19 protein-coding genes are annotated in these 22,664 nt (G+C 69.1%); 7 read left to right on the plus strand and 12 right to left on the minus strand.

Annotated features, from left to right (window positions below):
* Nucleotides 1-21: 21 nt before the first annotated feature.
* The 9 genes from AC3AP7_RS10025 to hpnI all read right to left on the minus strand — a co-directional run bounded on the left by AC3AP7_RS10025 (nt 22) and on the right by hpnI (nt 9,098).
* Entirely contained in the window at nt 22-813 is a 792-nt protein-coding gene (locus tag AC3AP7_RS10025; RefSeq protein WP_475763468.1) for an ABC transporter ATP-binding protein, read from the minus strand.
* A 45-nt stretch (nt 814-858) separates the two neighbouring features.
* Nucleotides 859-1,572: an ABC transporter permease gene (locus AC3AP7_RS10030; RefSeq protein ID WP_475763466.1), complete on the minus strand. Its 714-nt coding sequence runs from the start codon at nt 1,570-1,572 to the stop codon at nt 859-861.
* Nucleotides 1,573-1,579: 7 nt separating this feature from the next.
* Nucleotides 1,580-2,269, minus strand: a complete 690-nt coding sequence (locus AC3AP7_RS10035; RefSeq protein WP_475763464.1) for an ABC transporter permease — start codon at nt 2,267-2,269, stop codon at nt 1,580-1,582.
* Between the two features lie 360 nt (nt 2,270-2,629).
* Nucleotides 2,630-3,583, minus strand: a complete 954-nt coding sequence (locus AC3AP7_RS10040) for a patatin-like phospholipase family protein (RefSeq protein WP_475763462.1) — start codon at nt 3,581-3,583, stop codon at nt 2,630-2,632.
* Between the two features lie 21 nt (nt 3,584-3,604).
* Nucleotides 3,605-4,072, minus strand: coding sequence for a hypothetical protein (locus tag AC3AP7_RS10045; protein WP_475763460.1), 468 nt, complete (start codon nt 4,070-4,072; stop codon nt 3,605-3,607).
* A 485-nt stretch (nt 4,073-4,557) separates the two neighbouring features.
* On the minus strand, nt 4,558-5,553 hold the full coding sequence (locus AC3AP7_RS10050) for a lysylphosphatidylglycerol synthase domain-containing protein (protein ID WP_475763458.1): 996 nt from the start codon (nt 5,551-5,553) through the stop codon (nt 4,558-4,560).
* Complete coding sequence (gene hpnK, locus AC3AP7_RS10055) at nt 5,550-6,410, minus strand: hopanoid biosynthesis-associated protein HpnK (protein ID WP_475763456.1); 861 nt, start codon at nt 6,408-6,410, stop codon at nt 5,550-5,552. The genes AC3AP7_RS10050 and hpnK overlap by 4 nt, the downstream gene beginning before the upstream one ends.
* Entirely contained in the window at nt 6,407-7,828 is a 1,422-nt protein-coding gene (gene hpnJ / locus AC3AP7_RS10060; RefSeq protein WP_475763454.1) for a hopanoid biosynthesis associated radical SAM protein HpnJ, read from the minus strand. The genes hpnK and hpnJ overlap by 4 nt, the downstream gene beginning before the upstream one ends.
* 73 nt (nt 7,829-7,901) lie before the next feature.
* Nucleotides 7,902-9,098 carry a bacteriohopanetetrol glucosamine biosynthesis glycosyltransferase HpnI gene (gene hpnI / locus AC3AP7_RS10065; protein ID WP_475763452.1) on the minus strand — a complete coding sequence of 399 codons (1,197 nt, stop codon included), beginning with the start codon at nt 9,096-9,098 and terminating at the stop codon, nt 7,902-7,904.
* A gap of 729 nt (nt 9,099-9,827) precedes the next feature.
* Between hpnI and AC3AP7_RS10070 the strand changes: the two genes are divergently transcribed.
* From AC3AP7_RS10070 to pdxY, 4 genes are all read left to right on the plus strand, one after another.
* Nucleotides 9,828-10,820, plus strand: a complete 993-nt coding sequence (locus AC3AP7_RS10070; RefSeq protein ID WP_475763450.1) for an LLM class flavin-dependent oxidoreductase — start codon at nt 9,828-9,830, stop codon at nt 10,818-10,820.
* 176 nt (nt 10,821-10,996) lie between these two features.
* Entirely contained in the window at nt 10,997-12,268 is a 1,272-nt protein-coding gene (gene glgC, locus AC3AP7_RS10075; RefSeq protein ID WP_475763448.1) for a glucose-1-phosphate adenylyltransferase, read from the plus strand.
* Nucleotides 12,269-12,472: 204 nt separating this feature from the next.
* Nucleotides 12,473-13,939, plus strand: coding sequence for a glycogen synthase GlgA (glgA, locus tag AC3AP7_RS10080; protein WP_475763446.1), 1,467 nt, complete (start codon nt 12,473-12,475; stop codon nt 13,937-13,939).
* 485 nt (nt 13,940-14,424) lie between these two features.
* The gene (pdxY, locus tag AC3AP7_RS10085) at nt 14,425-15,294 is read left to right on the plus strand and encodes a pyridoxal kinase PdxY (protein WP_475763444.1); all 870 of its coding nucleotides are present in this window, start codon (nt 14,425-14,427) and stop codon (nt 15,292-15,294) included.
* A 223-nt stretch (nt 15,295-15,517) separates the two neighbouring features.
* Here pdxY and AC3AP7_RS10090 read toward each other — a convergent pair whose 3' ends face one another.
* Entirely contained in the window at nt 15,518-15,910 is a 393-nt protein-coding gene (locus tag AC3AP7_RS10090; protein WP_475763442.1) for a hypothetical protein, read from the minus strand.
* 175 nt (nt 15,911-16,085) lie between these two features.
* On the opposite strand from AC3AP7_RS10090, the gene AC3AP7_RS10095 reads away from it, so the two are divergent.
* Together AC3AP7_RS10095 and AC3AP7_RS10100 are read left to right on the plus strand one after the other, a co-directional pair.
* Nucleotides 16,086-16,547, plus strand: coding sequence for a hypothetical protein (locus tag AC3AP7_RS10095; protein WP_475763440.1), 462 nt, complete (start codon nt 16,086-16,088; stop codon nt 16,545-16,547).
* A gap of 455 nt (nt 16,548-17,002) precedes the next feature.
* Nucleotides 17,003-18,157 (plus strand): branched-chain amino acid ABC transporter substrate-binding protein, encoded by a 1,155-nt coding sequence (locus tag AC3AP7_RS10100; RefSeq protein ID WP_475767995.1) that lies wholly within the window; start codon nt 17,003-17,005, stop codon nt 18,155-18,157.
* Here the strand turns inward: AC3AP7_RS10100 and AC3AP7_RS10105 are convergent.
* The gene (locus tag AC3AP7_RS10105) at nt 18,154-20,076 is read right to left on the minus strand and encodes a DUF3857 domain-containing transglutaminase family protein (protein ID WP_475763438.1); all 1,923 of its coding nucleotides are present in this window, start codon (nt 20,074-20,076) and stop codon (nt 18,154-18,156) included. The two genes, AC3AP7_RS10100 and AC3AP7_RS10105, sit on opposite strands and share 4 nt — an antisense overlap.
* A 215-nt stretch (nt 20,077-20,291) precedes the next feature.
* Nucleotides 20,292-21,524 (minus strand): aspartate aminotransferase type Ic, encoded by a 1,233-nt coding sequence (locus AC3AP7_RS10110; protein ID WP_475763436.1) that lies wholly within the window; start codon nt 21,522-21,524, stop codon nt 20,292-20,294.
* 163 nt (nt 21,525-21,687) lie between these two features.
* On the opposite strand from AC3AP7_RS10110, the gene AC3AP7_RS10115 reads away from it, so the two are divergent.
* Nucleotides 21,688-22,542 carry a LysR substrate-binding domain-containing protein gene (locus AC3AP7_RS10115; protein WP_475763435.1) on the plus strand — a complete coding sequence of 285 codons (855 nt, stop codon included), beginning with the start codon at nt 21,688-21,690 and terminating at the stop codon, nt 22,540-22,542.
* The last annotated feature ends 122 nt before the right edge of the window (nt 22,543-22,664 follow it).

A 22,664-nucleotide genomic window follows, 5' to 3' on the forward strand; every position in this document is an offset into this window, starting at 1 on the left:
GGCGGGCGGACGCAGCCGCGCCTACTTGAGGCTGCCGGAGAGGAACTGCTTCAGGCGCTCGCTGCGCGGCGCGGCGAGCACCTCCGCGGGCGCACCCTCCTCTTCGGTGCGGCCCTGATGCAGGAACATCACGTGGTTCGATACGTTGCGCGCAAAGCCCATTTCGTGCGTGACGACGATCATCGTGCGGCCTTCCTCCGCGAGTTTCTGCATCACCTTCAGCACTTCGCCGACCAGCTCCGGGTCGAGCGCCGAGGTCGGCTCGTCGAACAGCATCACGTCCGGGTTCATCGCCAGCGCGCGCGCGATCGCGACGCGCTGCTGCTGGCCGCCCGACAGGTGCGACGGATACTGCTTTTCGAGGCGCGGCGCGAGCCCCACCTTCTCCAGATAGGTGCGCGCGCGCTCCTCGGCCTCGCGGCGCGGCACGCCGAGCACGTGGATCGGCGCTTCGACCACGTTTTCCAGCACCGTCATGTGCGCCCACAGGTTGAAGTGCTGAAACACCATCGCGAGCTTCGTGCGGATGCGCTGCAGTTGCCTGTGATCGGCGACTTCGAGATTGCCGAGGCGATCGCTCTTCGTGCGCACGGCCTCGCCGTCGACGACGATCTGCCCCGCGTTCGGACGTTCGAGAAAGTTGATGCAGCGCAGGAACGTGCTCTTGCCCGACCCGCTCGCGCCGATGATGCTGATCACGTCGCCCTTGTTCGCGTTCAGCGACACGCCCTTGAGCACTTCATTGTCGCCGTAGCGCTTGTGGATGTCCTGCACGGCGAGCTTGCAGGCTTCAGTCTGAGTGGTGTGGAGCAAGATGCTCTCCCAGGAGGAATGCGGGCCGTCTGCCGACGGGATGAATCAATGCGGACGCACCGCGAGATAGCCGAGCCAGCGCTGCTCCGCGCGCCGGAACAGCGCCACCAGCGCGAACGACACCACGAGGTAGATCAGCGCCGCGACACCGAATGCGGCAAACGAATTGTAGGTGGCCGAGTTCGCGTCGCGCGCGACCTTCAGCACGTCCGGCACGGTCGCAGCGAACGCAACCGTGGTCGCATGCAGCATCAGGATCACCTCGTTACTGTACAACGGCAGCGCGCGGCGCAGCGCGGACGGCAGGATCACACGGCGATACATCGTGAACGCGCTCATTCCGTAGGCCCGCGCGGCTTCGACCTCGCCGTGCGACGTCGAGCGGATCGCGCCGGCGAAGATCTCGGTCGTGTAGGCGCAGGTGTTCAGCGCGAACGCGAGAATAGCGCAGTGAAAGCCGCTGCGGAAAAACGCGTTGAGCAGTTCGTGCGAGTGCACGAACGCCAGACTGTAGAGGCCCGTGTAGATGAGCAGCAACTGCACGTAGAGCGGCGTGCCGCGAAACACGTAGGTGTACGCGCGCACCGGCATCGACAGCCAGCGCTTTCTCGACACGCGCGCGACCGAGAGCGGCACCGCGCAGACGAAACCGATGCCGACCGACGCGGCGAGCAGCCACAGCGTCACCGCAAGGCCGGAGAGGCGCTCGCCGTCCCAGTACAGGAACGCGCGGCCGAATTGCGAGAGGATCTCGATCATGGCCGCCTCACAGTTCCGCGTGACGCACGCCGATCGAATAGCGCCGCTCCAGCCACATCAGCACGACGTTCGACGCGGTCGTGATGACGAGGTAGATCAGCGCCGCGACCAGGATGAAGAAGAACATCCGGAACGTGCTCTTGCCGGCGTCCTGGGCGGCTTTCACGACATCGGCGAGACCGATGATCGACACGAGCGCGGTCGCCTTCACGAGCACCTGCCAGTTGTTGCCGATGCCCGGCAGCGCGAAGCGCATCATCTGCGGAAACAGGATGCGCGAGAACACCCGGGCGCCGCCCATGCCGAACGCGGCGCCCGCTTCGAGCTGGCCGCGCGGCACCGCGAGGAACGCGCCGCGAAAGGTTTCGGTGAAGTACGCGCCGTAAATGAAGCCGAGCGTGATCACGCCGGCGGCGAACGGGTCGATGTCGAACTGCGGCAGATGCAGCGCATCGGTCAGATGGTTGACCGCGATCTGGATGCTGTAGAACAGCAGCAGCATCAGCACCAGGTCGGGCACCGAGCGGATCAGCGTCGTATAGCCGGTCGCGACGGTGCGCAGCGGCCGGTTCAGCGACAGCTTCGCGGCAGCGCCGGCCAGACCGAGCAGCACCGCGGCCGCGAGCGACAGCACCGACAGTTCGATTGTCTGGATCGTACCGGCGGCGAGCAACGGGCCAAAGCCATACAGGATCACGTGAGTCTTCCTCCGCAGGTTGAACGGCCGGCGCACGGTGCACGTCACCCGGCTGGCATGGCGCGGATACTCGCAAGCGAAAATGATTTGCTCAAACTGCCCCCGGACGGATTGCTGCGATGCAGCAATCCATGCTGGCCGGGTAGATGGACGCGTGAGCCCTGTCGTGGCGCGCGCAATGCGCCGGCGTCGCGGTTTGGCGACGGGCGCGCGCGCCGCGATTTGGCAAGTTTGGGGTCGCTTTTTCGATAGGTGCGGGAAGGGGCAACGCTCTCCCGACGCGCGTCGCCGGTGTCGCTCCGGGCCGCACGCGTTGGCCGGATGCCCGTGAACAAACGACGCCGACGCGACGCCGACGCGTCAATCCATCGCGAGCCGCGCCCGGATCGCCGGCAGCATCCGCTCGACCGCCGCGCGCCCCTCGGCGATCGCCGGTTCGGCGCGGTGAAAGTCGAAGATGCCCATGCCGCCCAGACGCGGCTGGATCAGGATGTCCGCCGGCTCGCCCGCGAGCCGGCTGCGCGTGATCCGCACCTGCATGATGTCGATGCTCTGCGCAACCGAACTCAGCATCGACGGCACGCGTGCGCTCGGCGCCGGCGACACGCGCACGTCGCCGTCCGCGCCCGGCTCCGCCGGCGCGAGCCAGCGCGGCCACGGCTTGCCGTTCTTGCGCAGCGAACCGGGCGGCGGCGCGAGCGGATCCGGTGCCGGCTCCGCCTCAGGCATGCCGCCGAGATCGCGGCCGTTCAGTATGTCGTTGTTCAGGTCGATCGCAATCACGCAATCCGCGCGCATCCCGCGCGCGACCGACACCGGCACCGGATTGCACAGGCCGCCGTCGACGAGCCATACGCCGTTGTGCCACACCGGCGTGAAAATGCCCGGAATCGCGATCGACGCCCGCACCGCATCGACGACGCCGCCGTCCTGCATCCAGATTTCGCGCCCCGAGTCGAGCTCGGTCGCCACCGCTGCGAACGGCATCTGCAGCGCGCCGATCTCGCAGCCATTGAAGCGGTCCGCGAACACCTGGATCACCTTGCGCCCGCCGAGCAGGCCGCCCGAAATACGCAAATCGAGCAGCCGCACCACGGTCTGCCAGGTCAGCATCGACACCCACTCCTCAAGCCAGTCGAGGTCGCCGTTCGCATAGACGGCGCCGACCAGCGCGCCGATCGACGTGCCGCACACGACGTCCGGCCGGATGCCCGCGTCGTGCAGCGCGCGGATCGCGCCGATATGGGCCCAGCCGCGCGCGGCGCCGCCGCCAAGCACGAGCCCGAGGCACGAATGAGGACGTCGCCGCAGCATGCTGTTTCCTCCCTGTGCGTCCTATCGCCCGCGCATCACGTCGGAGCGCGAGGTCGTATGGACCGTTTGGAACGCGTCGAAATGCACGTTGAAGTAGCCGTCGCCGGTCACGCCGCCTTCGCGCCATTTCCAGCGCCAGACCGTTTCCGGCTTCAGCGGAAACACCTGCACCTGATCGGGCTTGCCGAGCCGTTGACGGACTTCGTCTCCGGTCATGCCCGGCACGATCGCCGCGAAGCTCGCCGCCACCCGCACCTGGGCGATCGCGCGCAGCCGGTCGTCCGGACCGATGTCGACCATGTAGGTGGCGAGCCCCTGCGGCCCGCGCGGATATTCGAGCCGCGCCGAGCCGTCGGCGAAGCGGCGCTCGGTCTCCGGCGCGCCCATCTGCGCGCGCACCTGCTGCCCGGTCGTCACACCGGGCGTCAATCCGCGCAGCAGCAGCGCATCGGGCTTGATCGCATTGAAGAAGTCCTTCAGCTTTGACACGGTCTGCCGGTCCTGTCGATCGTCGCACCCGCGCCGCGCACGGCGTCGCCCAGGCCAGCGGCAACAGCAAACGGTGGACGGGCGCGAGTGCGTTTATCGTGTGAATAAACAGTCACAGGATAACAAAACCGCACGGCGCCGCGCAGCAGCGCGCAGCCGCCGTAAACGGAAAACGGCGCAGTGCAATGCGCCGTTCGGACCTCACTCCACGGGAGTCGCAGGGAAAGCAGGACTGCGGTGCGGCACCGGGGCCATCGCGATGGCCGGCACCACCGTCGCGAGCGGACGACTGGCAGCGGCCCAGTGCGGTGCGGCGCCGGTCAGCCGCCGGCGACGCGGAACGCACCGTCGATCGGCCGCTGCGGGCCTGGCCGTCTGGTCCCTCAACTGTGATGCTCCGGTGAGCACAATGTAGACGCAATCGGGATGCGCGGCGAGAGCGCGTTTACACCCAATCGGCTGACGATTCGCCGCGCTGGAGCGGATCAGACGCGCTCGCCCTCGACGACAGCGGCGCGCAGCGCGGCGCGGCTTCGGACCAGTTCGGCGAGTTGCCACGACACGAGGGCCGCACAACCGAACACGATCTCGCGCATCCGCTTGACGAGCGCGAGCGACAGCGCGACTTCGCGATCGACGCCGAACATCTGCGCGAGCAGCACGACCGCGGCATCCTGCACGCCGAGCCCCGCCGGCACGAAGAACGCGGCATGGCGCACCGCCTGGGTCAGCGCCTCGATCGCGAGCGCGCCCGCCAGCGAGACCGGATGCCCCAGCAGCGCCAGCGCCCACCATGTTTCGAGCGCGCCGACCATATAGCCGGCAAGCTGCCACAGAAATGCGCGCAGCAAGAGCGTCGCGCGCGACATCAGCGCGTCGATGTCCGCGTCGAGCTGACGGCCGTCGACGCCGAGCCCGAGCGTCGTTCCGGGCAGCAGACGGGCCGCCCAGCGCTCCAGCGCATGGAACACGCCGCCGCGCCGCACCAGCGCCACCGCGATCACCGGCAACGGCAGCGACAGCAGCAGCGCGAGGCCGATCGTGCGCAGCGCGTCGGCATGATGCGTCGATGCGATGATCAGCACGAGCCCGAGCGCGGAGAACACGTACTGCACCGCCATCGTCACCATCACTTCGACGACGACCGAAGCGCTCACGCGCGCCGCATCGTTCACGCGCCAGCGCGCGAGCCGGATGCCGACGATCTCGCCGCCGATGCCCGCCGCCGGCAGCAGCCGGCTCACCGCCTCGCGCACCGTCGCGCTCCACCACAGGAACGGCAGCGACGCGCGCCGGTCGAGCAGCAGATGCCACGCGTACGCATCGGGCAGCAGCGGCAGCGCATGAAACGGCACGAGCCACAGCAGCGCGAAGCCCGCCTGGCCGATCGCCTGCAGGATGCCGCCGACCCCGTCGTGCAGCACGAGCGCAATCAGGATGCCGATGCCGACCGGCAACCCGGCCCAGCGCAGCGCTCTCACGACAGGCTCACGCGCGGGCGCGGCACGGCGTCGCCCAGCACGTCGGCAAAGCCGCCGCGCGTGGCGCCCGCTGCGACGATCGCATCCGCGACACGCGGCGACAGCAGCGCGTCGAGTTCGTCCGCGTGCCGGTAGGCGCGCATGCCGTCGCTAAGCGGGCCGTCGCCCGCCACCGCCGGATGGCAATAGATTTCGCCGACGCCCGCCGGCAGATGGGCGAGCGCATCGAGCAGCACCGTTTCGTCCATCTGCCCGGTCCGCGCGATGCCGACCACGTAGTCGTTGTGCGCGACGCCGGCGCGACGCAGGCGCGCGCGCACCAGCGCGATCCACGGCGCGAGCCACGCCGGCGCGTGTGCCTCGCACGGCAGCCGCACCGCGCGCATGCCGTAGTCGCGGCCGATGTCGAGGATCAGCCCGAGCACCGTCGGATGAAGATGGAAATGCTTGTGTGTGTTGACGTGGTCCAGCGTGAGGCCGGTTCGCGCAAACGCTTCGAATTGCGCGCGGATCTCCAGCGCGAGCTGCCGGCGCACGTGCGGCAGGAAAAAGAAGCGAAAGCCGTCGCGCACCATCGCGTCGCCGAAACGGCCTTGCGCGTCGACCAGCGCGGGAATCGCGTCGCGCGGCAGCAGCGCGGCGCCGTCGGCGAGCACCAGGTGCAGGCCGACGCGCAGCGTCGGCAGCCGGCGCGCACGCGCGAGCGCGTCGCGCGCGGCCGGGGCGGCCACCATCAGGCTCGCGGCGCTCAGCACGCCGTGCAGATGCGCGCGCTCGACCGCCGCGTTGACCCGTTCATGCAGACCGAAATCGTCCGCGGTGAAGATCAGCGCGCGCCGCGCAGCGGCGAGCGTCACGCCTGATGCGCGCGCAGGAAGTGGAAGAACTCCACGCCCTCGCGCAGGCGCCGCTTCATCATGTCCCAGCTCGTGAGCATCTCCCGCACGATCTCCCAGATCTTCGACGGCCGGAAATAGAACCGCTTGTAGAACCGCTCCACGTGGTGATAGATCTCCTCGCGCGACAGGTGCGGGTAGCCGATCGCCGCCAGCTGCACCCCCTCCTTGCTCACCAGGTTGATCACCTTGTTCTCCTCCAGCCACCCGTTCTCCACCGCCTGACGGTACAGCGTCGTGCCCGGATACGGCGCCGCCAGCGACACCTGGATCGTGTGCGGATTGATCTCCTTCGCGTACTCGATCGTCTTCTCGATCGTCTGCGGCGTCTCCCCCGGCAGCCCCAGGATGAACGTCCCGTGAATCTTGATCCCCAGCTTGCGGCAGTCCTCGCTGAAGCGCCGCGCAATGTCCGTGCGCAGCCCCTTCTTGATGTTCAGCAGGATCTGGTCGTCTCCCGACTCGTAGCCCACCAGCAGCAGCCGCAGACCGTTCTCCTTCATGATCTTCAGCGTCGAATACGGCACGTTCGCCTTCGCGTTGCACGACCACGTCACCCCCAGCCGCCCCAGCCCCCGCGCAATCTCCTCCACCCGCGGCTTGAAGTCCGTGAACGTGTCGTCGTCGAACATGATCTCCTTCACCTCCGGCATGTTGTCGCGAATCCACTTCACCTCCGCCAGCACGTTCTCCACCGAACGCGTACGGTACCGGTGTCCCCCCACCGTCTGCGGCCACAGGCAGAACGTGCAGCGCGAGCGGCAACCCCGCCCCGTGTAGATCGACACATACGGGTGCTTCAGATACCCGATGAAGTAGTTTTCGATCTTCAGGTCCCGCTGGTACACCGGCGCCACGAACGGCAGCTCGTCCATGTTCTCCAGGATCGGCCGCGCCTCGTTGTGCTCGATCGACCCGTCCGCACCCCGGTAGCTCAGCCCCAGAATCTGCGCAAACGGCTTGCCCTGCGCCACCTCCTGGCACGTGAAGTCGAACTCCTCACGGCACACGAAATCGATCGCCTCGCTCGCCGTCAGCGAATTGTGCGGATCCACCGCCACCTTCGCCCCCACCATCCCGATCACCACCGACGGCTTGCGCTGCTTCAGGTCCTGCGCAAACATCGCGTCCGTCGGAAACGACGGCGTGCTCGTGTGGATGATCACCAGCTCGTACTGCTGCGCAAGCAGCAGCGTCTCCTCCACCGACAGCCCGTCCGCCGGCGCATCCACCACCCGGCTGTCCGGCACCAGCGCCGCAGGCTGCGCGAGCCACGTCGGATACCAGAACGAGCGGATCTCGCGCTTCGCCTGATAGCGCGAACCCGCGCCACCATCAAATCCGTCATACGACGGCGCCTGCAAAAACAGCGTTTTCATGAACACTCCCGCAAACCTGCGTTGATTCCTGGTAACTGGTTGAATGAAGCCGTGCCGCGCGCGGCCGCCGGACTCAGCCGCGATCGGACATCTCGACGATCGACGTGCGCGGCGGCGTCACCCGGTTGACCACCGGCATCCGCGCGCCGCGCCACACCACGTGCGAGCCGAATACGGCGCCGAGCCACTGCAGCGCGAGCAGGCCGTCGCGCAGCGGCACGAGCGGCAAATCGTGCCAGAACGTGCGCGCATGACGGGCGCTGCGAGCGTGCAGCAGGATGCGCGCGATGATACCCGTAACCGTGCTGATTGACAGGATGGCCGACATCAGCGGGTGCGCGCCGTCGCGCATGGCGCCCAGCAGCAGCGCGCCGGTCAGCAGCCACGGCGACGTGAACGTGATGAACAGCGACGCGAAACCCGGCGGATTCACCGAGCGGATCGTGCGCAGCCAGCGCATCTCGCGCAGCCACAGTGCGGTGAGCGTGGGCTCGATCACGTCGGTGTCGACCATCACCGGCGACAGCACGGTGTTCAGGCCGAGCAGGCGCGCGTGCTCGGCGAGCCAGTAGTCGTCCGCGAGGCAGTCGCGCAGCGCGGCGAAGCCGCCGATGCGCTCGAGCGTCGCGCGGCGCAGCGCGAGCGTCGCGCCGAAGCCGAAGCGCCGCGAACCGCCCGAGTGCGCGATGCGCACCGACGGCGCGAACCACTCGTTGATGAACAGCGCCCCCACCCGCGGCCAGAAGCCGCCGATGCTGCGGGCGCGGTACAGGCAGGTGACGACGCCCGTGGCCGGATCGGCGAGCGGCGCCGTGACCCGCTCCAGATAATCGCGCGCGACCGCGATGTCGCTGTCGGCAAGCACGATCAGGTCGTATTTCGCCCGCTCGGCCATGTTGATCAGGTTGCTGACCTTCAGGTTGCTGCCGTGCACGCGCGGATCGACCACCAGCGCGATGTCGACGCGCGGATAGGCGGCCTGCAGACGCTGCACGACCGCGATGGCCGGATCCGCCGGCGACGACACGCCGAACAGCAACTGGAACGCCGGATGGGTCTGCTCGCAGAACGTGGCCAGATTGTCGTACAGGCGCGGCTCGATGCCGCACAGCGGCTTGAGCACGCTGACCGGCGCGCGGTTGCCGCGCGCCGCGCGCGCCGCGCGGCCGAAGAACGGCATGGCCACCGCCGCCGCCACCGCATAGCCGCTCGCCGCGCAGCACAGCGCGACGACGGCCCACGGCAGCAGCGCTACAAGATGCCACGTCATAGGCAGGCGCTCCCGTTCGGGGTGCCGGACGGGAGCGCGGACGCCGCAGCAGCGGCGCAACGGCTCGACAGATAACGCAGATAGACGCTCGTGCGCACGATATAAGTGAACTCCTTCGGGCTGCGCCCGCGGCGCGGCGCCGGTAGCGGGCCGCAGCGCGAATGCATCGCGTGCGAAAGCATTCCCTGTAATCCTTCGTAATATAAAAGGCGCGCGGATCGCCCATTCGAAAGCAAAAAGACAGGCCGTGACGAGCCGATCGAATAAGCGATCAAACAAAAGCGATCAAACAACCCGATCAGATAGTCAGACGACTAAACGACCAAAAGGTCAAACAAAAGGTCAGCCAAAAGGTCAACCAAAAGCTCAAACGACCAAACGATCCAGACCGGATTGTCTCCGCCGCCGCAGAGGATATGACAGGGAAAGGAAAGCGCGCCTGCCGCCGCCGGAATCGGCCGCGGGGTGCGCCGCTGAATGGCGATCGCACGCACATTCATGAACCCGAAAATTGTAGCAGCGCCCGCGAATCCTTGCTAAGCACGATCGGTCAAATCGCGCCCGACTGTATCGTTTTTGTCGCCTGATTTTGCATTTTTACCGAATTGCACCGCCAGATCGACAACAAGTGGCCGTCAGCCTCCCCCGTCCGGCACGGCGCCGGCATGCGCCGGCGCCCTTTGGCACAATCGGCTTTTGTCCGGCCAGGCGGCCCTCGGATCCCCCGCAATGATTCCTTTTTCCGTTCTCGATCTCTCGCCGATCGCCACCGGTTCGAGCGCCGCGCAGGCGCTCGCGCGCACGCTCGATCTCGCCCGCCATGCCGAGCGCTGGGGCTACCGGCGCTACTGGCTCGCGGAGCACCACAACATGCCCGGCATCGCGAGCGCCGCGACCGCCGTGGTGATCGCGCACGTGGCCGGCGGCACCCGCACGATCCGGGTCGGCTCGGGCGGCATCATGCTGCCGAATCACGCGCCGCTCGTGATCGCCGAGCAGTTCGGCACGCTCGCGGCGCTGTTCCCGGAGCGCATCGATCTCGGCCTCGGCCGCGCGCCCGGCACCGACCCGACCACCGCCCGCGCGCTGCGGCGCGACCTGCAGGGCGGCGCGGAGTCGTTCCCGGACGACGTCGTCGAACTGCAGCGCTACTTCGCCGATCCGGTACCGGGGCAGCGCGTGCGCGCGGTGCCCGGCGCGGGGCTGCAGGTGCCGCTGTGGCTGCTCGGCTCGTCGCTCTACAGCGCCCAGCTGGCCGCCGCGCTCGGCTTGCCGTTCGCGTTCGCGTCGCACTTCGCGCCGGACCAGCTGCTTGCCGCGCTGCGCCTATACCGCAGCGCGTTCCGGCCGTCGGCCGCGCTCGCCGCGCCGTATGCGATGGTGGGCGTGAACCTGTTCGCCGCCGCGACCGACGACGAAGCGCGCCACCTGTTCACGTCGCTGCAGCAGCAGTTCCTGAACCTGCGCCGCGGCACGCCCGGGCAGCTGCCGCCGCCCGCGGCCCGGCTCGACGCGAGCGCGGCCGAACACGAAGGCCTCGCGCGCGCCCTCGGCTGCTCGGCGATCGGCTCGCCCGACACCGTGCGGGCCGCGCTGCAGTCGATCATCGCGCAGACCGGCGCCGACGAGCTGATCCTGACCGCGCAGATCCACGATCATGCGGCGCGGCTGCGCTCGTTCGAGATCGCCGCCGACCTCCGCGACGCGCTCGCGCACGCCTGAAAACCCCGCCCCGACGCACGACGATGCATCACGCATCGTCGCTGCGTGATCCTTCGCACAATTCCGACTTTTCGCGGGCGGCACTTCGGTGCTAGAAATAGCGGACAGGCGCGAGCGGCGCACAGGAGCCGCCAGACCATCCATCCGGGGACACCACGAAGGAAGGGAGACACGCTATGGACACGCTCGCCGGCCTGAACAACCTGCAGCGCGCAACGCTCGCCATCGTCCTCGCGGGCGGGCGCGGCACCCGCCTCGGGCCGCTCACCAACAAGCGCGTGAAGCCGGCGGTGCACTTCGGCGGCAAATACCGGATCATCGACTTCGCGCTGTCGAACTGCCTGAACTCCGGCATCCGCCGCATCGCGGTCGTCACCCAGTACAAGGCGCACTCGCTGATCCGCCATGTGCAGCGCGGCTGGGGTTTCCTGCGCGGCGAGTTCAACGAGTTCATCGACCTGTGGCCGGCGCAGCAGCGCGTCGAAGGCGCGCACTGGTATCGCGGCACCGCCGACGCGGTGTTCCAGAATCTCGACATCATCCGCTCGATCCGCCCGAAGTACGTGGTCGTGCTGGCCGGCGACCACATCTACAAGATGGACTACACGAAGATGATCCGCGATCACGTCGAGAATCGCGCGGACTGCACGGTCGGCTGCATCGAGGTGCCGCGCCTCGACGCGGTCGCGTTCGGCGTCATGCACGTCGACGCGAGCCGCCGCGTGACCGGCTTCGTCGAGAAGCCGGCCGACCCGCCGGGCATGCCGGGGCGGCCCGACACCGCGCTTGCGAGCATGGGCATCTACGTGTTCAACGCCGATTACCTGTACACGCTGCTGGAGGAGAACATCACCAGCGCCGAAACCGATCACGACTTCGGCAAGGACATCCTGCCGCGTGTCGTCACGCAGGGCCAGGCGATCGCGCATCCGTTCAGCCTGTCGTGCGTGTCGTCGGATCCGGACGTCGAGCCGTACTGGCGCGACGTCGGCACGATCGACGCGTACTGGGCCGCGAATCTCGACCTCGCCTCGACGATCCCGACGCTCGACCTGTACGACCGCGACTGGCCGATCTGGACGCACCAGCAGCAGTTGCCGCCCGCGAAGTTCGTGCGCGACATGAACGGACTGCAAGGCTCGGCGACCAATCTGATCGTCTGCGGCGGCTGCGTGATCTCCGGCTCGCAGATCTCGCGCTCGGTCCTGTCGACGAACGTCGTCGTGAATTCGTTCTGTAACATCAATGAGGCAGTCTTGTTACCCCAGGTGACGGTCGGCACGAGTTGCCGGCTGCGCCGGGTCGTGCTCGACCGCGGCTGCACGATCCCGGACGGGACGGTGATCGGCGAGGATGCGGCGCTCGACGCCGAGCGGTTCTATCGCACCGACAGCGGTGTCGTGCTGGTGACGCCGGAGTCGCTGCGCGCGCTGCCGGCGCGTGCATAGAAGCACGCGGCGCGGCGTACGCGGTCGCGCCTCGCCTCGCTGCGCCGCCCTGCAGCGCTGCACCGCTGCATTGCATTGCCTCGGCGGCGTGCTGCGCGCGGGCGACGGCGCGCCGGGCAGCCCCTGGATCACACCGCGGCGCGCGCCGGCCGCACCCGACGCGGCCGCCGTCCGCGCCATCCCTTTCCAACCGGAACCGAGCCCATGACGATTCGCGCATTGCACGTCGCCAGCGAGCTGTACCCGCTTCTGAAGACCGGCGGTCTCGCCGACGTGGTGGGCGCGCTGCCCGCCGCGCTGAACGAGCGCGGCGCCGACGTCCGCGTCCTGCTGCCGGGTTTTCCGGCGGTGACGGCCGGGCTCGCGGCGCTGCGCGAAGTCGCGGTGGCGGGCCCGCGCTTCGGCGCGCCGCGCGTGACGCTCGAAGCCGGCCGGCTGCCCGGCAGCGGCCTCGTCGTCTATGCGATCCGCGCCGATGCGCTCTATGCGCGGCCCGGCAATCCGTATCTGGATGCGGGACACGTCCCGTATGGCGACAACGCACAGCGCTTCGCGCTGCTCGGCTGGTGCGCGGCGCAACTCGCCGGCGGGCTCGACGCGGCCTGGACGCCGCAGATCGTCCATGCACACGACTGGCACGCGGGACTCGCCCCGGCCTATCTGCGCGCGGCCGCCCGCACGCACGGCCGCGCGCCGGTGCCGGGCGTCTTCACGATACACAATCTCGCATATCAGGGAATCTTCCCGGCCCAGCAGTTCGGCATCCTCGAACTGCCGGCCGATTTCTTCGACATGCATGGCGTCGAGTTCTACGGGCAGTTGTCGTTCCTGAAGGCGGGGCTCTACTACAGCGATCGCATCACGACGGTGAGCCCCACGTATGCGCGCGAAATCCAGACGCTCGCGCAGGGCGGCGGCCTCGACGCGCTGCTGCGCGGCCGCGCGCACGACGTCTCCGGGATCCTGAACGGCGTCGACTACACGGTCTGGAACCCCGCGACCGATCCGCTGCTCGCCGCGCGCTACAGCGCCACCCGCCTCGCGGGCAAGCATGCGTGCAAGGCCGCGCTGCAACGGCGCTTCGGACTCGCCGAGAAAAGCGATGCGCTGCTATTCGGCGTCGTCAGCCGGCTCACCGAGCAGAAAGGGCTCGACCTGCTGCTCGCGGCGCTGCCCGAGATCCTGCGCCGCGGCGGCCAGCTCGTCGTGTTCGGCAGCGGCGACCCGGCGCTCGAAACCGGCCTGCAGCGCGTTGCGCACGCGCATCCGGAAGCGGTCGCGGTGGAGCTCGGCTTCGACGAGCCGCTCGCGCACGCGATCATCGCCGGCAGCGACGTCGTCGCGGTGCCGTCGCGCTTCGAGCCGTGCGGGCTCACCCAACTCTACGCGCTCGCGTATGGATCGCTGCCGCTCGTGCACCGGGTTGGCGGCCTCGCGGACACGGTGTGCGACACTTCGCTCGAAAATCTCGCCGACGATCTCGCGACCGGCTTCGTGTTCGAGCGCTTCGAGCCGGAGGCGCTCGGCGCGGCCATCCGCCGCGCGTTCGCGCTGTATGCGCGGCGTACCGAATGGCGCGCGACGCAACGGCGCGCGATGCAGCAGGACTTCGGCTGGGGCGCGTCCGCGCAGCGTTATCTGACGCTTTACCGCGAGCTGGTGGCCGCCTGAGCGTGCGCGGACGCCGACGCTCGGTGGGTGCCGTTCCGAGCGGCTCCGAGTTGCACCGGGCCGCTTCCGCGCTTCTCCCACGCTTCTCCCACGCCAATCCCACGCCTCTCCCACGCCTCTCCCACGCCTCTCCCGCGCCTCTCCCGCGCGTCTCCCACGCCTCTCCCGCGCCCCTCCCATGCCTCCCCCACGCTTCTTCTGACACTCCCCGGAGCGTCTTCCGGCCTTCGCTGCGCCGCCCCTGCCGCGCGCGTCGTGCGAAAGCGGCCGCGGCCGCGCACTGCACGCTGATGGCCGCGCGCAACAGATCAGGGACAGATTACGTGAGTGCGGCCATTCTCATGTATTGTGTGTTGCAGTAGCAGCAATGTCGGCCATTCCAGCCGTACCGGTGCAGGGCCGCGCCGCGGATCGGGCGGGACGAGGCCGATCGGACACAGCAGGTATCCCCTCCGGCGGGCGCCGCGCCCGCCTGCGCATACACTATGAAAAACGTTCTGAGCATCCAGTCGCATGTCGTGTTCGGGCACGCGGGCAACAGCGCCGCGGTGTTCCCAATGCGCCGTCTCGGCGTCAACGTGTGGCCGCTCAATACGGTGCAGTTCTCGAATCACACCGAATACGGCCATTGGACCGGCGACGCACTCGACGCGTCGCAGATGCTCGCGCTCGTCGACGGGATTGGTGCGATCGGCGTGCTGCCGCGCTGCGACGCGGTGTTATCGGGCTATCTGGGCACCCGCGCGCAGGCGCAGGCGGTGATCGAGATCGTCAAGGCAGTCAAGGCAGCCAACCCGCGCGCGTGGTATGTCTGCGATCTGGCGCTCGGCGCCAGCGCCGTCGCCGGGCCCGAGGCGGAACCGGACCTCGAGGCGTTCGTCATCGCGACGATGCCGGCCCTCGCCGACGCGATCGCGCTCAATCATGCGGAGTTGCAGCGCTTTGCCGGACGCGAGATCGACACGGTCGAGGAAGCCGCTCTCACGTGCCGCGAGCTGATCGCGCAGGGCCCCAGGACGGTGCTCGTCAAGCATCTGCTCGACCGCAACAGCCCGGCGGACCGCTTCAACATGCTGGTCGTCACGCCCACCGAGGCGTGGATGGGACAGCGCCCGCTGTACCCGTTCGCGCGCCAGCCGGTGGGCGTCGGCGACCTGACGAGCGCCGTGTTCGTCGCCCGCACGCTGCTCGGCGCGCCGGTGCGGCGGGCCTTCGAGCATGCGCTCGCCGCCACCAATGCCGTCATGAAAGCGACTTGGGGAGCCGGCCGCTACGAACTCGAACTGGTCGCCGCGCAGGACGAAATCGCCCGGCCGCGCGACTGGTTCGACGCGTGGGCCGTGGAGTCGGTATAGCGTCGACGGACGCGGTGGGGGGCGGTGGGGCACGGGTCACTGGGTCGCGGGGTCATTGGGTCGCGGGTCACCGGGTCGCCGGTCACTGGGCGCACGACAGCTTCAGCGCATAGCGCGGAGAAACGACCCGTCGCGCTGGGCATCGATGCGCGATGCCTGTCTCGCCGGTACGATACCGGTGCGTCTTGGGGCACCGGACAACCCGGTGCGCGCGGCGTGACCTTCAGCGGGCGAGGCTGCCCGGCGCGTGCACGCCGCCCCGTTCGAACGACGCGCGCTCGAGGCCGTCGCGCGCGGCAAGCGCCGTGCTCCGCGATGTCGCGTTTACCGCATTGACGTCGGTCACCGCGTCCGCGGCATTCGCCTCGGCGCGCGATGCCGTCGGGTCACCGTCAATCTGCGCGAGCACGGCGGCGCCGCTCAGCCGGGCCGTGCGCATCATCGAAGGCGCGACGCTCAGCGCACCCGCCACGGTCAGCGCGATCGCGCCCGCCGCAAATCCTGCCCCCTTCATCCTGCTCTCCTCGCCACGCCAATCTTTGCGCGAACGCGGGCAGCCGATCGGCCCGCCGCGCGCGACGGGCAGAAGTGTAACCGCTGCGGCGCAGCAATGCATCGCGCAATCTGGAACACACTGTTGCGACGGCGCCACCGCCGGCCGGCCGCGCCGGGCTCGCGCGGACGCCGCCGCCCGCGCGCCATACGCAGCGCACGCCGAGCACCGCCGTGCATCCTATAATGCGTGCCGCGCCTGCATCGCGGCGCCGGCAACCAGCACAGACGAGGCACAGATGGACGGTCAGATCCGCAGCGAGCGGGAAGAATATTTCGAGGCGCTGTGCATCAGCGTCGATGCGGACGAAGCGCACGAGCAGGAAGCGATCGAGTACTTCGAGGCGCAGTTCGGCGAGGACGGGTTCGATCCCGCGCAGTGGCTCGACATTGCGCTTTACTACTCGCCGGCCGTCGCGCGCGGCGTGATCGAGATGGTCGCGCCGGACGACCGCGCGCGCAGCCAGATTGCCCAGGTGATCGCCGAAAGCCTCGACATCTCGTACGGCGACGAGGAGTGCGAGCAGTTTGCGCAGACGCTGCATTTCGCGCTCGCCAACGGCGTGCCGGTCGATCTCGACCTCGTGCTCGACGGCTGCCAGCGCGCGCTCGACGATCTCGAGACCTGGGCCGACGAAGCCACCCAGGCGCCGCTCGTGCGCCTGCGCGAAGAACTGTTGCGCCTGCAGGGCGAGCAATAGCCGGATCGCGGCAGGCGTTAGCCGCCGCTTCACCCGCTTCACCCGCTTCACCCGCTTCACCCGCTTCACCCGCTTCACCCGCTTCACCCGCTTCACCCGCTTCACCCGCTCTACCCGCTCTACCCGCTTCACCCGCCCCCCTTCCTGCGTTGCCCCGCGTTCCCCGCCCTCGCCGCGCCACGCCCGGCGCGCGCGCTCACCCGCCCTGCACGCGCCGCCCACCCGCCGCGTCGCGCCGGCGCCGGCTGCGCCGGCTGCGTCGACTGTGCCGAAATGCTCATGCGACGCGCCGTGAACTGCCAAGACGCTCCCATATTGGCTTCCTATATTCGCGCCAGATGAGCTCGCCCGCACGGCGCGCCGGCCGCGCACCCGCTGTCGTGCCGTCGCGTGGTGTCGGCGGCGCGGGCCGCATCGTGATTCGTCACCTGAACCTGTCGATGGGAGAAGAAAGCATGAGTCGTCGCAATACGCTGAAACCGCTTGCCGCCGCGCTGGTTGCGCTCCTCGCATTCGCCCCGCTGTCGGGCCGGGCAGCCAGTCTGCCGGTCAAGATCGGCTTCGCCGCGCCGCTTACCGGCGTGAACGCCGGCTACGGCAAGGACCTCGAAAACGGCGTGCAGCTTGCGCTGGACGAAGCCAACGCGCAGAAGATCCGGATCGGCGGCAAGGTCGCGCACTTCGAACTGGTCGCCGAGGACGATCAGGCCGACCCGCGCATCGGCGTCGAAGCTGCGCAGAAACTGGTCGATACGCAGGTCTCGGTCGTGGTGGGCCATTTCAATTCGGGCACGACGATTCCAGCCTCCCAGGTCTACGAGCAGGCAGGCATTCCGATGATCGATCCGGCCGCGACGAATCCGCTCATCACCGGCCGGAATTTCGCCAACACCTTCATGGTGATTTCGACCGACGCACAGAACGCCGGCAACGCGGGCGCCTATGCAGTCGAGGTGACGAAGGCGAAGCGCATCGCGATCCTCGACGACCGCACCGCGTTCGGCCAGGGCGAGGCCGACGAGTTCGAGAAGGCGGTCAAGGCGCACGGCGGCACGATCGTCGCGCACGAATACACGAACAACCAGGCGGTCGATTTCAGCACGCAGCTCACCGCGATCAAGGGCGCCGACGCGGACCTGCTGTTCTTCGGCGGCCTCGATACGCAAGCCGCGGACGTCGCGAAGCGGATGAAGCAGCTCGGCCTCACCGCGCAACTGGTGGGCGGCGGCGGCGTGAAGGATCCGGAGTTCATCAAGCTCGCCGGCGACGCGGCCGAGGGCACGATGGCCTGGGAATACGGCCGCCCGCTCGCGCAGTTGCCGGGCGGCAAGGATTTCGCGGCGAAATTTCGCAAGCGCTTCGGCGTGGACATCCTGTCGTACGCGCCGTTCGGCTATGACGCCGCGTGGACCGCGATCAAGGCGATGCAGAAGGCCCAGTCCACGTCGCCGGCCGTCTACCGCCCGGTGCTGAAGACGATCCGCGTCGACGGCATCACCGGCCCGATCGCGTTCGAGCCGGACGGTTCGCTGAAGGACGCCAGCTCGACGCTCTACCAGGTGAAGCACGGACAGTGGGTGCCGGTCGTCACGAAGGGCGGCGGCCACTAGCGCGGCAACGCCTTCACGACCAGTTGCGACGACACGTCGCGATCGATGCGTTCGAGCGCCGGACGCATCGCGTCGAAGGCCTGCGGCGAGCACACCTCGCCGCCGAAGCGCGCCTGCAGATGCCGCGTGATCTGCAGCACGCGCAAGCGCGGATCGAACACGTAATGCGAGGTGTAGACGAAGTAGCGGTCCTGCACGCTCGCATCGTCGGGCACGTCCGTCACCTGCACGGTCGCGGGCAGCGCGATCTGGCCGACCTCGTCGAAGTCCCCGTCGAGACACACCCACGGCTGCGTCCGGCGCGGCTCCTCGAGCCACGTCTGCACCTGGCTCGCGATGCCGCCCGCGAAGCTCGACAGCGCCGGCACCGCGGTGGTCCCGTCGGGCCAGACGACGTGGTCGAGCGTACCGGCAAGCGTCGTCGTGAACGGACCGCGCGTCGCGGCGACGTCGCTCGTCTGCAGCATCGCGCTGCCGTGCAGGCCCGTCGCGAGCAGACGGCTCGCGACGATCTGCTGCGCGCGCTGGGCGCTCGCGCGGCGAAACACGTTGCGTTCGAGTTCGGCCGTCACGCCCGAATCGACCACCCGATACGCGTACGATGCCGCACCGCCGTCGTCCACCGCGAGCTGCAGCCGCACCGCCCGCGCGCGCGGCTCGCTGGCCGGCGTGCGCACGAGCGCGCCGTCGTCGACCCGCAGCGCCGGCCGGTCCATCACGTCGAACGGCAGATAGCCGAAGCTCGTGCCGCCGCCCGCCGTCGTATCGGCAAACCGCTGCAACGGTTCAATCCACGTGATCACATGGTTGATCGCGCTCGCGCCATACCCCGGCACGGCGGGCAGCGTGTAGTCGGGCCCGAGACCGATCAGCACCGCCTCGCTGCGGATGCCGACCGCGGCGAGCAGCGCCGTGTAGAGCGCCACGTGATCCTTGCAGTCGCCGTAGCGGGTGCGCAGGATGTCGAGCGCGTGGTGCGGCACCGCGGCCGTCTCGCCCAGAAAGAGCGCGACATAGCGGATATTCGTGCGGACCCAGTCGTACAGGATGCGCGCCTTCTCGCGCGGGTCCGCCGCATTCGCGGTCAGCGTCCTTGCCAGCGCGACGATGGCCGGATCGTCGCGGGTCGGATCGACGGCCGCATCGCGGTAGCGCGCCGCGAAGTCCGCATAGCGGGGCAGCGTCGACACCATCAGGCGGTCGCCCCAGCTTTCGTACCCGATCGCGCCGGCCTCGACGCGTGCATACGTGCCGTGCCGGTAGTCGAATTCGTAGCGCGTGCGGCCGTGTTCGGTGACCGGCGGCTGCGCGACGTAGCCGCGCGCGTCCGCGTACAGCGGCACATCCGCAGGCAGGTCGAAGATCAGCCGCTGCAGTTCGACGGGCTGCCCGGTCGGTTCGACGAGATACGAAAACGTGCCGGCTTCGAGCGCTTTCGCGCGCGTCTTGCGAAACGCCAGATGAACGCGCGAACCGGGCTCCACGCCGGGAAAGATCACCGTGCGCAGCACGCCGTCCTCGAACGTCGGCGCGCCGGCCGAGCGCGGCTCCTGCACGTCGCGAATGCCGTCCGCGCCGACCGGATGCACGGTGCCGTCCGGGTCGATCGTATCGGCCGCGAGCAGTTGCACCTTCTCGATGTCCTTGTTGAACCAGACGTAGCGCTCGGCAATGTCATCGACACCGCTGGCCGTGTTCGCGCGCAGCACGGTATCGTCGTGCTCTTCGACGGAGCCATCCTTCTGGATAACGAAGTCATGCACGTCGCGCTCGATCGTCGACGGTGCGCGGGCGGCATCCGCCGTGTCCTGCTGCGCGTGCGCCCCGCCGACCGTAGCCAGCCCGAGCGCCACGAGCGCCATCGGTACGACGCGCACGCCGATACGTGCCCCGTGACGGCGCGCGCCGCGGCGGTTCATCTGCCGCCCCGCCCCGCATGCCGCGCCGCGTCGGGACCGGCGCATGCGGCACGCCGCGCCGCCGGGCGCGGCTCGGCGCACGGCATACGCGAAAACGGGCTCTGCGCGGCGGCGGGGTGCATCCAGATCGCTCCTCGTGCCGGGCGCTGTCCGGCGACGACCCGGCGGCTACTGTCGTTGTAGCACATCGCCGGCGCCCGCGAGCGGGCCCGCCCCTAGTGCCCCGCGCCCTCCTGCAGCGCGCGCCGCAGCGACAGCGCGATGCCGTGAGCCGCGCGGCGCACGTCGTCGAGTGCCGGAAAGGTCGGCGCGATCCGCAGGTGCCGGTCGTCCGGGTCGCGCCCGTACGGATACCCGGCGCCGGCCGGCGTCAGCACGAGGCCGGCCGCCGCGGCGAGCGCCACGGTGCGCTTCGCGTAGCCCGGCGGCGTATACAGGCTGATGAAGTAGCCGCCCGCCGGCCGGTTCCAGCTGACCTCCGGGATGCCGGACAGATGCTGTTCGAACGCCGCATCGACCGCCGCGAACTTCGGCGCGAGCAACGCGCGGTGCCGCGCCATCAGCGCTTCGAGCCCGGCCCGGTCGCGCAGGTAGCGAACGTGGCGCAACTGGTTGAGCTTGTCCGGTCCGATCGTGCGGATCGACACCCGCTGCTGCCACCATTGAACGTTGCGCGGCGAAGCGGCAAGAAAAGCGAGCGCCCCGCCGCCGAAGGTGACCTTCGAGAGCGAGGCGAACACCAGCGCGCGATCCGCGTGACCGGCCGCCGCGCACGCGGCGAGCACGTCGGCCGTGCGCAGCGCCTGCGCGCCGAGATGGTGGAAGCGATACGCGTCGTCCCATAACAGCCGGAAGTCCGCGGCGGCGGCCGGCATCGACGCGAGCCGGCGCACTACGTCCGGCGCGTAGATCGCGCCGCTCGGGTTGCTGTAGAGCGGCATGCACCACATCCCCTTGATGGCCGGATCGCGCGCCACCTGCGCCTCGACGAAGTCCATGTCCGGCCCGTCCGCATGCATCGGCACGTTGATCATGCGGATGCCGAGCGCCTCGCAGATCGCGAAATGGCGGTCGTAGCCGGGCACCGGGCACAGGATCGCGACGTCCGGCTGCCGGCCCCACGGCGTGCCGCCCGGCACGCCGGACAGCATCGCGAAGACGAGCGCGTCGTGCATCAGTTCGAGGCTCGAATTGCCGGCCGCCACCACCTGGTCGGCGGGCGCGTCGAGCAGCGCCGCGCCGAATGCGCGCGCTTCGGGCAAACCGAGCACGTGGCCATAGTTGCGGCAGTCGATGCCGTCGCCCGACAGGAAGCCCGCGCCGGCCGCGTCGTCGAGCAGCGCGCGCGACAGATCGAGCTGATCGGGCGCGGGTTTGCCGCGCGACATGTCGAGGCGCACGCCGCGCCGGCAAAAGTCGTCGTAGGTGGTCGGATCGGGAGCGGTCATCGGAGCGTCTCCGCGCGCGCGGCGCGCGCTGTCAGGAAGGGATCAACGCAGAATCGTGCGCACGGCGCGCAGTGCCCGTGCCGCGACGCAACGAGTATGCGTGGCTGGGCACGTTCAGACAAACGCGATATATTGAACGTTCTGATCAGCTTCCCTGATATCCATGAAAACCCTCGATCTCGACGTGCTCGCGATGGTCGTCGCGATCGCCGACGCCGGCAGTTTCGTGCGCGGCGCCGCGCTCGTGCATCGTTCGCAGTCCGCACTAAGCATGCAGATTCGCGCGCTCGAAGACGCGCTCGGCAAGCCGCTGTTCGTGCGCGGCGCGCGCAGCATCACGCCGACGCCGGACGGCCAGGTGCTGATCGCTTACGCGCGCCGCATGCTCGCGCTGCGCGACGAAGCATGGGCCTCGCTCGTGCATCCCGAGGTCAAGGGGCGCGTGTCGATCGGCGTGCCGGACGACTACGCGTCGTCGCTGTTGCCGTCGGTGCTGCGCAAGTTTTCCGCGAACTATCCGAAGGTGGAGATTCAGGTGATTGGCCTGCCGAGCCCTGCGCTCGCGCCGCTGATCCGCGACAACAAGATCGATCTCGCGTGCGCCACGCGGATGAAAGGCGTGACCGGCGATTTCATCCGCTTCGAGCCGATGGTCTGGGCCGGCGCGGCGATGCCGGGCCGCGAGATCTGGAAGGAGCGGCCGCTGCCGATCGCGCTGTTCGAAGCGGGCAGCGTCGCGCGCGCCAACGCCATTCATGCGCTGGAGCACGCGAAGATCGCGTATCGCACGTCGTACGAGAGCCCGAGCCTGATGGGCCTGTACAGCATGGTCGAGGCCGGGCTGGCGATCGCGCCGCTCGCGCGTTGCGCGGTGCCCGCCCATTTCGTGCAGCTTGGGCGCGCGCAGGGCCTGCCGCCGCTGCCGGAGCTGGAGATCGTGCTCGCGCGCAGCGAGCGCTCGAACCGGCCGCCGTGCGATTTCCTCGCCGGACAGATTCTGTCCGAGCTGCGCCTGTAGGCGAGTGACCGGCGAGCTGCGCATTGGCGCATTGGCGCATTGGCGCGTTGGCGCGTTGGCGCCTCAGTGCCTCAGTGCCTCAGTGCCTCAGTGCCTCAGTGCCCCAGTGCCTCAGTGCCTCA

The organism is Paraburkholderia sp. PAMB 6770, assembly GCF_057748135.1.